Consider the following 14305-nt stretch of genomic DNA (forward strand, 5'->3'; position numbering starts at 1 on the left):
GAGGAATGTGTATGCGTTGTCAGCGGTGTGGTGAACGAGAAGCTGTCGTCCGTGTCAAACTCCCACAAGATCAAGAGGGAACAGAACAAGTTCTTTGTTCAGTTTGTGTAAAAGAACTGGCAAAAGCCTATCAAGAAACCGCTTGTCCTTCATGTGGGATGACACGCCAACAACTGTTACATTTGCGAAAAGTTGGTTGTGCAACATGCTATTCGTTTTTCAAAGAAGAAGTAGATGGGATGATTCGTCAGTTTCAACACGGTCATACGAAACATTATGGTTCACGTCCTGAAGAAGAGTCGGTCGAAAAAAGATTGGCACAACAGTTGAGTCGACTCAAAGAACAGTTGAACCGTAAGATTTTATCGGAAGACTATGAAGAAGCAGAACTCATTAAACAGCAGATTGTAAATGTGGAGGAGGATTTGCGCCATGTTTGAAGAACTATTGACGCAACCTCTTAGTCAAAAGATGGATCAACAGGCACCTTACGATGATATCGTCGTTTCGACACGAATTCGCTTAGCGCGTAATGTAGCCCATTATCCTTTTTCGACAAGAATGACAGAAGAACAGGCAAATGCGTTAATCAACGAAACAGAACGTCAATTGTCCGGACTAAAAGGATTTCAATTCGGGCGGGTCGATCAAGTTGATGCCTTAACGCGAACTGCTTTAGTAGAAAAACATTTGATCAGTCCTGCCCTTGCGACACACCCACGAACCGGACTTTTTATCAGTGAAGATGAACAGATCAGTGTCATGGTGAATGAAGAAGATCATTTTCGTATTCAAACCCTGTTACCGGGTTTGCAGTTAGAAGAAGCTTTTCGGGTGGCAAAGCAGGTCGATCGTTTAATCAGTGAACGCTTCAAGATAGCTTTTGATGATACGCTCGGTTATTTGACGACTTGTCCGAGTAACGTCGGCACAGGCCTACGGGCTTCGGTGATGTTGCATTTACCGGGACTCGTCCTGACCAATCAAATCCAAGGGTATATTAAACACCTGCGGCAGCTCGGGTTTGCGATTCGCGGGCGTTACGGCGAAGGAAGCGATGCTTCCGGTCGAATGTTCCAATTATCGAATCAACGGACACTTGGTGCGAGTGAGGATATGCTGATTACGGATTATCAATTTGCTGTTGAAGCATTAATTGAGGCCGAACAAGCGGCAAGAAAAGGATTATTGGAGACGTATCAAGAAGAACTAGAAGACCGGCTTTACCGGTCATCCGGAATTTTGCGATCGGCCCGATTAATTACGGCACGGGAAGCAACGGAGCGTTTATCCGATGTCCGGTTAGCCGATAGCCTCGGTTTGGCCGTGGAACTTCCGCCAAACTTATTCCATCATTTACTTGTATCGCTACAAACAGGTTTTCTACAAAAGCATTTCGGGAAACAATTAACATCAAGAGAACGGGACATCGAACGAGCGAGTATCATTCGTCAGATGTTAACCGAACAGACAAACAGGGATCACACACAAGGAGGTTTTGCGTAATGATGTTTGGACGATTCACAGAACGTGCTCAACGCGTACTCGCACTTGCTCAAGAAGAAGCGGTACGTCTTGGTCACCATAATATCGGGACAGAACACATTTTACTCGGACTTGTACGTGAAGGAGACGGGATTGCGGCGAAAGCCTTAACAGCACTCGGACTCAGTTCAGATAAGATTCAAATGGAAGTTGAAGCTTTAATCGGTCGCGGCCAAGACGGTGCGACGACGATTCACTATACACCACGCGCGAAAAAAGTCATCGAGCTGTCGATGGATGAGGCCCGTAAACTCGGTCATTCGTATGTCGGTACAGAGCATCTCTTACTCGGTCTGATCCGTGAAGGAGAAGGCGTCGCAGCACGTGTCTTAAACAACCTTGGCATCAGCCTCTCTAAAGCCCGTCAGCAGGTGCTTCAACTGCTTGGTAACAGTGAAACGACAGCCAATGCGTCGCAAGCAGGATCTGGTGTCGCGACACCGACGCTTGACGGTCTCGCACGCGACTTGACACAACAGGCACGGGAAACACGTCTTGATCCAGTGATCGGCCGTGCGAAAGAAATCCAACGTGTCATTGAAGTCTTAAGCCGTCGGACAAAAAACAATCCGGTCTTGATCGGAGAGCCGGGTGTTGGTAAAACAGCCGTCGTCGAAGGTCTTGCCCAACAAATCATTAACAATGAAGTGCCGGAGACGTTACGGAATAAACGCGTCATGGTTCTCGATATGGGAACACTCGTCGCCGGTACAAAATACCGTGGTGAGTTCGAAGACCGTTTGAAAAAAGTCATGGATGAGATTCGTCAGGCCGGTAATATCATTCTCTTCATCGACGAATTGCACACATTGATCGGTGCCGGCGGAGCAGAAGGGGCAATTGATGCCTCGAACATCCTCAAGCCGTCACTCGCCCGTGGTGAACTCCAGTGTATCGGAGCAACGACACTCGATGAGTACCGGAAATACATCGAAAAAGATGCGGCACTCGAACGTCGTTTCCAACCGATTCAAGTGGCTGAACCTACAACAGATGAAGCGACACAAATCTTGTTTGGTCTTCGTGACCGTTATGAAGCACATCACCGGGTGACGATCACGGATGAAGCAATCCAAGAAGCGGTAACACTCTCGGACCGCTACATCTCGGATCGTTTCCTACCGGATAAAGCGATTGACTTGATTGATGAAGCCGCTTCAAAAGTTCGTTTGCGCTCCTATACAGCACCACCGAACCTAAAAGAAGTCGAAGCGAAGCTTGAAGGTATTCGTAAAGACAAAGATGAAGCCGTTCAAAGTCAAGAATTCGAAAAAGCAGCCAGTCTCCGTGATACAGAACAAAAATTGCGTGATGAATTGGAACGTTTGAAAGAAGAATGGCAGAACAAGCAAGGCAACGAAAAATTAGAAGTGACGAAAGAGGATATCGCACAAGTCGTCGCCAACTGGACAGGTGTTCCGGTCACGAAGATTGCAGAAGAAGAAACCGACCGCTTATTGCGTCTTGAAGAAATCCTTCATGGACGTGTCATCGGTCAAAATGAAGCCGTTAAATCGATTTCCAAAGCAATCCGTCGTGCACGCGCCGGTTTAAAAGATCCAAAACGTCCAATTGGTTCATTTATCTTCCTCGGACCAACCGGTGTCGGTAAAACGGAACTGGCCCGGGCTGTCGCGGAAGCGATGTTCGGTGACGAAGATGCCATCATCCGGATTGATATGTCCGAATACATGGAGAAACATGCGACAAGTCGTCTTGTCGGTTCTCCTCCGGGATACGTCGGGTATGAAGAAGGCGGTCAGTTAACAGAAAAAGTACGCCGGAAACCATACTCTGTCATCTTGCTTGATGAAATCGAAAAAGCACACCCTGAAGTCTTCAACATCTTGCTTCAAGTGCTTGACGACGGTCGCTTGACGGATTCAAAAGGCCGGACAGTCGACTTCCGAAATACGATCATCGTCATGACGTCAAACGTCGGAGCAAGTGCACTCAAACGTAACAAATACGTTGGTTTCGCAGTCTCCGATGATACGGACCGCGAGTACAAAGACATGAAGGGGAAAGTCATGGATGAGCTGAAAAAAGCCTTCCGCCCTGAATTCTTGAACCGGATTGACGAAACAATCGTCTTCCACTCACTCGAGAAAAAACACATCGAAGAAATCGTGAAATTAATGGCGAAAACGCTTGAAAAACGTCTTGCGGAACAACAAGTGCATTTCGAGTTGACGCCAGCCGCGCTTTCGAAAATCGCGGATATCGGATACGATCCGGAATACGGAGCCCGTCCGATCCGTCGTGCTCTTCAACGGGAAGCAGAGGATCGTTTGTCAGAAGCCTTGCTTGCAGGTGATATTCAAAAAGGTGAGCGGGTGGCACTTGATGTCGAAGATGGTGAATTCATCGTCCGCCGTCATCAGGCTGAACCAGCAACGACCGAATAATTGATCAACAGGGTCCAGCTTTCGCAAGTATGTGGCGAAAGCTGGATTTTTTTCTTGATAAAAAGAAAGGATGAATCGCGTGGCTAAAATAAAGACGAAATTTGTCTGCCAGAGTTGTGGTACGGAATCTCCCAAATGGATGGGACGCTGTTCCGGCTGTGGCGAATGGAACACGATGGTCGAAGAAGTCGTTGAAGAGAAAAAAGCACGGCGCGGTTCTGCCTTCGTGCATACGACAACCAAACAATTAAAACCGGAACGCTTATCGAATATCTTGTCACAGGAAGAAAGCCGTGTCTTTACAGGCAGCGGTGAATTTGACCGGGTCCTCGGTGGTGGAATCGTACCGGGCTCGATGGTTCTTGTCGGCGGCGATCCCGGAATCGGGAAGTCGACGATCTTGCTTCAAACCAGTGCCCGTCTTGCGGCGCGTGGAGAAAAAGTCCTGTACATTTCAGGGGAAGAATCGCTGAAACAAACGAAACTGCGGGCGGAACGCCTCGGATTACCGACACAGGACCTGTTTGTCTTGAGTGAGACAGACATGAACATGATCGAACGGGTCGTCGATGAAGAAAACCCGGGCTTTTTGATCATTGACTCCATTCAAACCGTGTATATCGATGAGATTCAGTCGGCTCCGGGCAGTGTCACGCAAGTCCGGGAATGTACAGCGATGCTGATGAAAATCGCGAAGAGTCGTGGTATTGCAATCTTCATCGTCGGTCACGTAACCAAACAAGGATCGATTGCCGGACCGCGTTTACTTGAGCATATGGTAGATGCCGTTCTGTACTTTGAAGGAGAACGCCACCACACGTTCCGGATTTTACGGGCGGTCAAAAACCGGTTCGGTTCGACGAATGAAATCGGTATTTTTGAAATGCGTGAATCCGGTCTTGAAGAAGTCTTGAATCCATCGGAGATTTTCCTCGAAGAACGGACATCCGGTGTATCCGGTTCGACCATCGTCGCCTCGATGGAGGGAACTCGGACAGTTCTTGTGGAACTGCAAGCATTGATTTCTCCGACATCGTTTGGTAACCCGCGTCGTATGGCGACCGGGATTGATCAGAATAAAGTCGCTTTGCTGATGGCTGTTTTAGAAAAACGGTCGGGCTTGTTGCTCCAGACGCAAGATGCGTATCTTAAGGCGGCGGGTGGAGTCAAACTTGATGAACCGGCCATCGATTTAGCAATTTGTGTCGCGGTCGCATCCAGTTTCCGCGATAAGCCGACCCGACCAACAGATGTCGTCATCGGCGAAGTCGGCCTGACGGGCGAAGTCAGACGCGTCTCACGGATCGAACAACGGGTCGCGGAAGCGGCGAAGCTTGGTTTCACCCGTGCCATCATTCCGAAAAACAATCTGGGGGGCTGGACATATCCACCCGGTATCACGGTAATCGGAGTCGAGAGTGTGGATGAAGCATTACGGGAAACGATTCCGTTTTAAGCGGTTTCAACTACGGCAAAAGATGGGGAAGGTGTAACAGACCTGTAAACAGTTTCCCCATCCTAAGGCGTAGGTGATTCAAATAAATACATGTTACAATGAACTTAAAATAATAAAAGGAGGTGGGAAGATTGAAAATCGTCATCAGGATCTTTTTTGCGTTACTAGGTCTTGCGCTTGGTATCTTGTTGCTTCCTCAATTGTTTCAGCTGATTGAAGCGGCGACGAAGATGGCTTTCCCGGAATGGTTGATGACCACATACGTAACAGGAACGATTGGTGCACTCATATTTTTATTAATTGGATTATTCATTACGGATTCTGTGATTCGGCTTCTCCGGTTTTTAGAAGAAAAGTTAGTGAAAGCACCTGTCGCCGATCTATTTTTCGGCACATTCGGCTTATTGGTTGGTCTCGTCATGGCTTTTCTTGTCAGCATGCTGATTGAACTTGTCGGTATTCCTTTACTCAGTAATGTGTTAACCATGATAGTCGCAGTACTGTTCGGTTACCTCGGATTTACGGTCGGCTACCGGAAGCGTCACGAACTGACGAAAGTCTTCTTGCGCAACAGTAACAATCAGACGGAGAAAAAAGCGGCTGAGCCTGTTGTTGTCGCAAAATCAAACAGTAAAGTCCTCGATACGAGTGTCATCATCGATGGTCGGATTACGGATATCGCAAAAACAGGATTTGTCGAAGGCAAACTGATTGTTCCGCAATTCGTCATCGGCGAGTTGCAGTATATTGCGGATTCATCAGATACACTGAAGCGAAACCGCGGACGTCGCGGGCTCGATGTGCTGAAGGAATTGCAATCGATTCCCGGCATGGAAGTCGAGATTTATGACGGGGACTTTGAGGATGTTCCTGAAGTCGACATCAAGTTGATTAAGCTGGCAGAACTGATTAAAGGAATCGTCGTCACGAACGACTACAACTTAAATAAGGTCTGTGAAGTACGGAACGTACCGGTCTTGAACATCAACGATTTGGCGAATGCCGTCAAGCAAGTGGTCATCCCCGGTGAAGAGATGACGGTCCTCGTCATCAAAGAAGGAAAAGAGCAAAAACAGGGAATTGCCTACCTCGAGGATGGAACGATGGTCGTCGTTGAAGAAGGAAAACATTTGATTTCGAAAACGATTGGTGTTGTCGTGACCAGTGTGCTGCAGACATCTGCCGGACGGATGATTTTCGCGAAACCCCAGGAAAAATAAACAGCAGACTGCCAAATCTCTTTTGGCAGTCTTTACTTATGGGAAAAGAGGGAACTAAATGAAAGAGCACACATACCGGATTGTCATTCCGGCCGCCGGAGCAGGGAAACGGATGGGAGCAGATCGAAACAAATTAATGCTGACGTTACGAAACCGGTCCATCATCGAATGGACACTGGATGTCTTTGAGCAGGATCCGGCTTGTCTTGAAATCATTTTGGCAATTAATCCGGCGGAGCAATCGTGGTTCGAACGTATCACGGCACCATACAAGACGTCGATCCGTCTCGTCCCGGGTGGACGTGAGCGTCAGGAAAGTGTGCAGCGTGGACTAGAAGCGGTGACAGCACCCGGTATCGTCCTGATTCATGACGGAGCCCGACCATTCGTGACGATCGAATCGATTCAGCAGGTCGTCCAAGCAGCTGAAGAGACCGGAGCTGCGATTTTAGGTGTGCCGATTAAGGATACCGTCAAACGGATTGACGGCGACGCGATTGTCGAGACGGTTCCCCGGGATCAGCTGATGGCAGCCCAAACACCGCAAGCCTTTGAGTTGGAGCGGATTCGAACTGTTCATGCGAAGGCGGCGACGGAATTTTTAGGTACGGATGACGCAAGTTTGATAGAATGGGACGGAGGAACGGTGACTTGGGTCACCGGACAATACGAGAACATTAAAGTGACGACGCCGGACGATTTATTGTTTGGAGAAGCCATTCTAACGAAACGGGGGAAATGAAGATGATCCGAATTGGACAAGGATTTGATGTACATGCTTTTGCAGAGGACCGCAAACTGATTTTAGGCGGGATTGAGATTCCGCATACGAAAGGGTTGCTCGGTCACTCGGATGCTGACGTCCTGTTACATACGATTGCTGACGCAGCGCTTGGTGCGATTGCGGCGGGGGATATCGGGAAACACTTCCCGGATACGGATCCGGAATTTAAAGACGCCGACTCAGCAAAATTGCTGCAGCACGTGTATGCGCTCGTCAAAGCACAAGGCTATGAACTGGGCAATTTAGACGCGACCGTCATTGCACAAGCGCCGAAGTTACGTCCATACATCGATACGATGCGGGCACGGATCGCGGAACTTCTTGAAGCGGATATCGAACAGATCAACGTCAAGGCAACGACGACGGAATGGCTAGGCTTTACGGGACGTGAAGAAGGAATCGCATGTCAGGCTGTGATTTTGCTGAAACGAATCGAAGAATAAGGTATACTAGGTAAGCGAATTTTAGACTAAAGGAGTGGATCGGTAATGGCAGAAGTACGTGTACGTTATGCACCAAGTCCAACGGGACACCTTCATATTGGAAACGCACGAACAGCATTGTTTAACTACCTGTTTGCACGACACGCAGGCGGTAAGATGATTTTACGGATTGAGGATACGGATCAGAAACGAAACATCGATGGTGGTGTGGAAAGTCAGATGAAGTACCTCGAATGGCTCGGCATCGACTGGGATGAAGGTCCGGGTCGCGGCGGTGACTATGGTCCTTACTTCCAAATGGAACGGCTCGATCTGTACAAAAAATACACAGACGAGTTACTTGAAAAAGGACTGGCTTACCGCTGTTATATGACATCGGAAGAGCTCGAAGCAGAACGGGAAGCGCAAATCGCCCGTGGGGAAGCACCACGTTATTCAGGTGCACACCGCAACCTGACGCAAGAACAAGAAGAGGCGTTCGTTGCAGAAGGCCGGACACCGTCGATTCGGATCCGTGTTCCGGAAAGCGTCACCTACACATGGAACGATATCGTCAAAGAAGACGTCTCGTTCGAATCAAAAGACTTCGGTGATTGGGTCATCGTTAAAAAAGACGGGATTCCGACGTACAACTTTGCTGTCGTCGTTGATGATCACTTGATGGAAATCAGCCACGTCCTGCGTGGAGACGACCATATTTCGAACACACCGAAGCAGATGATGATTTATGATGCGTTCGGTTGGGACTATCCGACATTCGGTCACATGACATTGATTGTCAACGAAGAACACAAAAAACTCTCGAAACGTGATCAGTCGATCATCCAATACATCGAGCAGTATAAAGATCTCGGTTACTTGCCGGAAGCGTTACTGAACTTCGTGACGTTACTCGGATGGTCGCCGGTCGGTGAACAGGAAATCTTCACGAAAGAAGAGTTCATCGAGATTTTTGATGCATCTCGTTTGTCGAAGAGTCCGGCTGTCTTTGATCAGCAAAAATTGGCTTGGATCAACGGTCAATACATGAAACACCAATCGTTCGAAGAAGTATTCGAAGCGAGTCTGCCATTCCTGCAGGACGCGGGACGTGTTGCAAGCGAACCGACGGAAGAAGAGCTTGTCTGGGCACAAAATCTGGTCGGATTATACCGGGAACAGATGACACACGGCGCAGAAATCGTCGAGCTTTCAGAGATGTTTTTTGAGGATGAACTGGTGTATGATGAAGAGGCAAACACTGTCTTGGCAGGAGAAACCGTTCCTGCAGTCTTGAGTGAATTCGCGAACCAGTTGCGGACACTTGAAGAATGGACACCGGAAGCCATTAAAGGGGCAATCAAAGCAACCCAAAAAGCAACCGGACAAAAAGGGAAAAATCTGTTCATGCCAATCCGTGTCGCAACGACCGGACAAACACACGGACCGGAGCTTCCGAACACGATTCAATTATTAGGAAAAGACCGCGTACTTGCGCGTCTGGACGCATAAAATAAAGCGTAGATGAGGAAAGTAGGAACGATGTCCGTTGTACAGAGACAAGCTTGAGTGGTGAGAAAGCTTGAACGGACGCGCTTTCGAAATGCCCCTCTGAGTGCTGCCCGAAATCAGTGAGAGTAGGCGTAGACGTATCTCCGGCGTTAACGGACCGGAGAGGGATGATTCAGTTCATCCAAACAGAGTGGGACCGCGCTGATTGGCGTCTCTGTGCAGCGATGCACGGGGGCGCTTTTTCTTATGGAGAGGAGAACGAACATGACACGGATTCGTGAAGATATCCGCAATGTATTTAAACAGGATCCGGCAGCCCGGAGTACGATGGAAGTCGTCTTGACCTATCCGGGATTACATGCCGTCTGGATGCACCGGTTGGCTCATCGTATGTGGAAGATGAATTTGCATCTTGCCGCACGGCTGTTGTCGCAATTCAGCCGGTTCCTGACGGGAATTGAGATTCATCCCGGTGCGACAATCGGCCGGCGTCTCTTCATCGACCATGGTATGGGAGTCGTCATTGGGGAAACGGCGATTATCGGCGACGATGTCACCCTGTTCCAAGGTGTGACACTGGGGGGAACAGGGAAAGAAACGGGCAAACGGCATCCGACACTCGGAAATGGTGTCCTCGTATCAGCCGGAGCACGCGTACTCGGTGATATCACGATTGGTGATTCATCGAAGATTGGCGCAAGCTCCGTTGTTCTAAAAAATGTACCGTCAAATGCGACAGTTGTCGGAATTCCCGGACGTGTCGTGATACAAGACGGAATAAAAGTCGATGCACCGCTTGATCATCAATTACCCGATCCGGTTCGTGAATGCCAGGAACGGGTTGAACTGGAACTTGAACAATTAAAACGTGAGATTGAACGAATAAAAGGAGGACACCGCCATGATACAACTTTACAACAGCATGACCGGAAAAAAGGAACCGTTTAAACCGCTCGAAGAAGGAAAGGTCAAGATGTATGTTTGTGGACCAACCGTCTATAACTACATCCATATCGGGAATGCCCGTCCGGCCATCGTCTTTGATACGGTCCGCCGCTACTTTACGTACCGGGGCTATGACGTTAAATATGTCTCGAACTTCACGGATGTCGACGATAAAATCATCCGGACAGCGAATGAGCTCGGAGAAGATTACCATGCACTGACGAAACGATTCATCGAAGCCTATCACGCGGATACAGGTGCGTTGAATGTCCAAAAAGCGGATATTCATCCGCTCGTCACGGAAACGATGGACGATATCATCGCTTTCATCGAAGTGCTCGTCGAAAAAGGGAATGCCTATGCGTCAAGCGGAGATGTCTACTTCCGGACACGCAGCTTTAAAGATTACGGTCAGCTAAGTCAACAGTCGATTGATGAACTCCGCTCGGGTGCGCGGATCGAAGTCGGCGAGAAAAAAGAAGATCCGCTCGATTTCGTCCTATGGAAAGCAGCGAAACCGGGTGAACCGGCATGGAGGAGTCCATGGGGAGAAGGCCGTCCCGGCTGGCACATCGAGTGCTCAGCGATGGCGAAAAAGTATCTCGGGGATACGATTGATATTCATGCAGGCGGACAAGACCTTAAATTCCCGCACCATGAAAATGAGATTGCCCAATCGGAAGCGTGCAACTCACAGAAGTTTGCAAACTACTGGATGCATAACGGGTTCCTTAACATCGAAAATGAAAAGATGTCAAAATCACTGGGCAACTTCCTGACGGTCCACGAAGCGATTCAAGCCGTCGATCCGATGGTCTTACGTTTCTTCATGCTGTCAGTCCAGTACCGTCATCCGATCAACTACAGCCGTGATCTGATCGATCAGGCAGCAAACGGGTTGGCACGGATCCGTGAATCGGTCGCAAACGTCGAACACCGTTTGACGATGACGGCTAATCTTGGAACGGCAACGGACAAATGGCTGAACCGGATCGAAGAAATCAAACAGCATTTCATCACATCGATGGATGATGATTTCAATACAGCGAACGCTGTGACCGATTTGTTTGATCTGTCGAAGGAAGCCAACCTCTATCTTGGGGAAGACCAGGTCGCAACAGAAGTGCTGGAACGATTCCTGGCAGTCTTTGATGAACTATCGACAGTCCTCGGAGTCACGTTGACAATCGAAAAAGGGTTACTCGATGAAGAAGTCGAACAGCTGATTCGTGATCGGGATACGGCACGGAAAGAACGGGACTTCGCCCGTGCGGACGCGATCCGTGATCAACTGCGTGACCAAGGCATCCTGCTTGAGGATACAGCGCAAGGGATGCGGTGGAAGCGCGGATGAAGAACTACAAACAATTAAATGCGCTGGCACTCGCCTACATGGGCGATGTTGTCTATGAAATGCATGTCCGGGAACGGTTGCTTGAAAAAGGATATGTCAAACCGGGTGAACTGCATCAAGCGGCCATCCGCTATGTCCGTGCTCAGGCGCAAGCCTTCGTCGTGACACACTGGTTAAATGAAAATACGTTGACAGAAGAAGAGCAGGCTGTCGTCCGGCGCGGGAAGAACGCTAAATCAGGTTCCGTTCCGAAAAGTACGGACGTCCATACGTACCGGTACGCAACGGCGTTTGAGGCATTGCTCGGATATGTCTATCTTGCAGAAGGAGGGGATCGTCTTGAAGAACTCATCGGACAAGCGCTCGAATTACTCGAAGCCGAAGCAACGGACGGAAAATAAATCGTTCCAATCGGCGCGTAAACAAAAAGACAAGCCGCATGGCGAAAAAACGAAACAGAAGAAAGTTGAGCCCAAACAAGAAGAGACCATCGTGATCGAACCGCTCGAGGAAGGACAGGATTTCTTATACGGACGGAATCCGGTTCTCGAAGCGTTACGGACGGGTCGTGAGATGAACAAGCTCTTCATCCAAGAAGGGCAACAGAAAGGACCGCTTGCCGTCATCCATGCGATGGCGAAAGAGGCAGGTGTCCAGACACAAATCGTTCCACGCTCGAAATTACACGGTTTGACGGGAAGCGACAATCACCAGGGTGTCGTTGCTGCCGTCGCTGCCTATGAGTATGCAGAACTCGACGATATCTTTGCACTGGCAGAAAAGAAAGACGAGACGCCATTGATGATTTTACTCGATGAACTCGAAGATCCGCATAATCTCGGATCGATTCTCCGGACGGCAGATGCCGTCGGTGCCCACGGGATCATTATTCCGAAACGCCGGTCTGTCGGATTGACACAGGTTGTCGCGAAAGCTTCAACGGGGGCGATCGAACATATCCCGGTCGTTCGTGTGACGAACTTGACGCGGACAATGGAAGATTTAAAGAAAAAAGGGATCTGGTTTGTCGGGACGGATGCCCGTGAGAGTGATGACTACCGGACGCTCGACGGAACAATGCCACTTGGAATCGTCATCGGCAGCGAAGGAAAAGGCATGAGCCGGCTTGTCCGCGAAAAATGCGATTTCCTTGTACATCTCCCGATGGCAGGACATGTCACGTCACTCAACGCATCGGTTGCTGCCTCGTTGTTGTTATATGAGGTCTACCGGACAAGAAAGCCGTATTCGCGATGAAATACGACCGTCTGATCGTTGATGGCTACAATATCATTGGCGCATGGCCGGAATTCCGGACATTGCGGGAGCAGGATTTTGAATTAGCACGGGAACGATTGGTCGATGCGATGGCCGAGTACCAGGCCGTGACAGGAATCAGTGTGACGATTGTCTTCGATGCCTATCTCCAACCGGGGAGAGAATCCCGGATCAGGAAAAGCGGTATCGAAGTCATCTATACACGGGAAAACGAAACGGCGGATGAATGGATTGAGAAAACAGCGGCGGAATGGTTACAGGATATCCGGGTCAAGCTGACGGTTGCGACAAACGATTTCACCGAACAGTGGGTCATCTTCACGCTCGGTGCCCTTCGGATCTCGGCGCAGGAATTACGACGGGACTGGAAGGCGGCGGTTGCCGTCATCCGTGGACAGACGATTGCGTCGAAGACGAGCAAGAAACCACGTTCGACAATCGATATGCCGGCTGATGTCATTGAACGGCTTGAAGAGATCCGGCGGCGTAAAAATTCAGATTCATGAAGAAAATGAAAAAGCGGATTCACGATAAAGTCGTGAAATTCGCTTTTTTTAATTCCTCAGGTGTCACGTCTTCGCACGATCAACAGAGTAAAAAAAGAGGTCATGCCAATTTTCATTGTCGTAAGACAGGAAATTATTGTATAATTAGAAACAATCGATTAGTTTGTTAGAGAAGCTTGGAGGGATGACGGATGAGTTTGGTTTCGTTCGACCAGTTTGAGTGCATGACCGATGAGGCGCTTGTGGAACAAGCGAAGGTATTTGACAACAGTGATGCGCTCGAATTTCTGATCGAGCGGTATCGGAACTTCGTGCGCGCCAAGGCACGGTCTTACTTTTTAATCGGAGCGGACCGGGAAGACATCATCCAGGAAGGTATGATCGGTCTGTATAAGGCAGTCCGGGATTACCGTACGGATAAGCTGGCTTCGTTCAAAGGCTTTGCTGAGCTGTGTATTACCCGGCAAATGATTACAGCAATCAAAACCGCAACGCGTCAAAAACATATTCCGTTGAATTCCTACATTTCGCTCGATAAACCGATTTACGATGACGAATCGGAACGGACTTTACTCGATATCATCACATCGACAGCCCCGTCAGATCCGCAAGTGTTGATTGTGAACCGGGAAGAGTATGCGGATATTGAAAGTAAGATGGATGAGATCCTTAGTGATCTGGAGCGAAAAGTACTGGCGCTCTATCTCGACGGAAGAACCTATCAGGAAATCTCAGATGATCTCGATCGTCATGTCAAGTCAATCGATAATGCCCTTCAACGTGTGAAGAAAAAGCTGGAACGGTATCTTGAAGCACGAAAACTGACTGTCTGACCGAGAGGTGGATTGACCCCGTTAACCGGGTGTGCTACTGTA

The 14305-nt window shown here is 49.0% G+C and carries 14 protein-coding genes and 1 other annotated feature; all 14 genes read left to right on the forward strand.

Features of this window, described 5'->3' with window-relative positions; translation table 11 throughout:
* The first annotated feature begins 11 nt into the window (after positions 1–11).
* The 14 genes from AC3IRK_RS00525 to sigH all read left to right on the forward strand — a co-directional run bounded on the left by AC3IRK_RS00525 (position 12) and on the right by sigH (position 14263).
* On the forward strand, positions 12–440 hold the full coding sequence (locus AC3IRK_RS00525; protein ID WP_114597353.1) for a hypothetical protein: 429 nt from the start codon (positions 12–14) through the stop codon (positions 438–440).
* On the forward strand, positions 433–1506 hold the full coding sequence (locus tag AC3IRK_RS00530; RefSeq protein ID WP_114597354.1) for a protein arginine kinase: 1074 nt from the start codon (positions 433–435) through the stop codon (positions 1504–1506). The genes AC3IRK_RS00525 and AC3IRK_RS00530 overlap by 8 nt, the downstream gene beginning before the upstream one ends.
* Positions 1506–3953, forward strand: a complete 2448-nt coding sequence (clpC, locus tag AC3IRK_RS00535; protein ID WP_131504426.1) for an ATP-dependent protease ATP-binding subunit ClpC — start codon at positions 1506–1508, stop codon at positions 3951–3953. The genes AC3IRK_RS00530 and clpC overlap by 1 nt, the downstream gene beginning before the upstream one ends.
* A gap of 79 nt (positions 3954–4032) precedes the next feature.
* On the forward strand, positions 4033–5409 hold the full coding sequence (gene radA / locus AC3IRK_RS00540; protein ID WP_255508409.1) for a DNA repair protein RadA: 1377 nt from the start codon (positions 4033–4035) through the stop codon (positions 5407–5409).
* A gap of 131 nt (positions 5410–5540) precedes the next feature.
* A complete protein-coding gene (locus AC3IRK_RS00545) occupies positions 5541–6629 on the forward strand; it encodes a PIN/TRAM domain-containing protein (protein ID WP_114597357.1) in 1089 nt (362 codons plus the stop codon).
* Between the two features lie 58 nt (positions 6630–6687).
* On the forward strand, positions 6688–7371 hold the full coding sequence (ispD, locus tag AC3IRK_RS00550; RefSeq protein WP_214855931.1) for a 2-C-methyl-D-erythritol 4-phosphate cytidylyltransferase: 684 nt from the start codon (positions 6688–6690) through the stop codon (positions 7369–7371).
* A gap of 2 nt (positions 7372–7373) precedes the next feature.
* Positions 7374–7856 carry a 2-C-methyl-D-erythritol 2,4-cyclodiphosphate synthase gene (gene ispF / locus AC3IRK_RS00555; protein ID WP_041261398.1) on the forward strand — a complete coding sequence of 161 codons (483 nt, stop codon included), beginning with the start codon at positions 7374–7376 and terminating at the stop codon, positions 7854–7856.
* A 45-nt stretch (positions 7857–7901) separates the two neighbouring features.
* Entirely contained in the window at positions 7902–9347 is a 1446-nt protein-coding gene (gene gltX, locus AC3IRK_RS00560; RefSeq protein ID WP_489170248.1) for a glutamate--tRNA ligase, read from the forward strand.
* Positions 9348–9566 (forward strand) — a binding site (T-box leader).
* A 45-nt stretch (positions 9567–9611) separates the two neighbouring features.
* Positions 9612–10295: a serine O-acetyltransferase gene (gene cysE, locus AC3IRK_RS00565; RefSeq protein ID WP_489170249.1), complete on the forward strand. Its 684-nt coding sequence runs from the start codon at positions 9612–9614 to the stop codon at positions 10293–10295.
* Entirely contained in the window at positions 10249–11646 is a 1398-nt protein-coding gene (gene cysS / locus AC3IRK_RS00570; RefSeq protein ID WP_214855937.1) for a cysteine--tRNA ligase, read from the forward strand. The genes cysE and cysS overlap by 47 nt, the downstream gene beginning before the upstream one ends.
* On the forward strand, positions 11643–12047 hold the full coding sequence (locus tag AC3IRK_RS00575) for a Mini-ribonuclease 3 (protein WP_131504431.1): 405 nt from the start codon (positions 11643–11645) through the stop codon (positions 12045–12047). Before cysS ends, AC3IRK_RS00575 begins: the two co-directional genes overlap by 4 nt.
* A 91-nt stretch (positions 12048–12138) precedes the next feature.
* A complete protein-coding gene (gene rlmB / locus AC3IRK_RS00580; RefSeq protein ID WP_026826906.1) occupies positions 12139–12903 on the forward strand; it encodes a 23S rRNA (guanosine(2251)-2'-O)-methyltransferase RlmB in 765 nt (254 codons plus the stop codon).
* Positions 12900–13430, forward strand: coding sequence for an NYN domain-containing protein (locus AC3IRK_RS00585; RefSeq protein ID WP_114597363.1), 531 nt, complete (start codon positions 12900–12902; stop codon positions 13428–13430). Before rlmB ends, AC3IRK_RS00585 begins: the two co-directional genes overlap by 4 nt.
* A gap of 191 nt (positions 13431–13621) precedes the next feature.
* On the forward strand, positions 13622–14263 hold the full coding sequence (sigH, locus tag AC3IRK_RS00590; protein WP_012368992.1) for an RNA polymerase sporulation sigma factor SigH: 642 nt from the start codon (positions 13622–13624) through the stop codon (positions 14261–14263).
* Positions 14264–14305 lie beyond the last annotated feature (42 nt).

Source organism: Exiguobacterium sp. GL_137, from assembly GCF_057834585.1.

What these genes read in the sequence shown, in the direction of transcription:
- AC3IRK_RS00530 (WP_114597354.1), top strand. Translation starts at nt 433, where the DNA reads ATGTTTGAAGAACTATTGACGCAACCTCTTAGTCAAAAGATGGATCAA.
- ispD (WP_214855931.1), top strand. Translation starts at nt 6,688, where the DNA reads ATGAAAGAGCACACATACCGGATTGTCATTCCGGCCGCCGGAGCAGGG.
- sigH (WP_012368992.1), top strand. Translation starts at nt 13,622, where the DNA reads ATGAGTTTGGTTTCGTTCGACCAGTTTGAGTGCATGACCGATGAGGCG.
- cysE (WP_489170249.1), top strand. Translation starts at nt 9,612, where the DNA reads ATGACACGGATTCGTGAAGATATCCGCAATGTATTTAAACAGGATCCG.
- AC3IRK_RS00575 (WP_131504431.1), top strand. Translation starts at nt 11,643, where the DNA reads ATGAAGAACTACAAACAATTAAATGCGCTGGCACTCGCCTACATGGGC.
- gltX (WP_489170248.1), top strand. Translation starts at nt 7,902, where the DNA reads ATGGCAGAAGTACGTGTACGTTATGCACCAAGTCCAACGGGACACCTT.
- ispF (WP_041261398.1), top strand. Translation starts at nt 7,374, where the DNA reads ATGATCCGAATTGGACAAGGATTTGATGTACATGCTTTTGCAGAGGAC.
- cysS (WP_214855937.1), top strand. Translation starts at nt 10,249, where the DNA reads ATGATACAACTTTACAACAGCATGACCGGAAAAAAGGAACCGTTTAAA.
- AC3IRK_RS00525 (WP_114597353.1), top strand. Translation starts at nt 12, where the DNA reads ATGCGTTGTCAGCGGTGTGGTGAACGAGAAGCTGTCGTCCGTGTCAAA.
- clpC (WP_131504426.1), top strand. Translation starts at nt 1,506, where the DNA reads ATGATGTTTGGACGATTCACAGAACGTGCTCAACGCGTACTCGCACTT.
- AC3IRK_RS00585 (WP_114597363.1), top strand. Translation starts at nt 12,900, where the DNA reads ATGAAATACGACCGTCTGATCGTTGATGGCTACAATATCATTGGCGCA.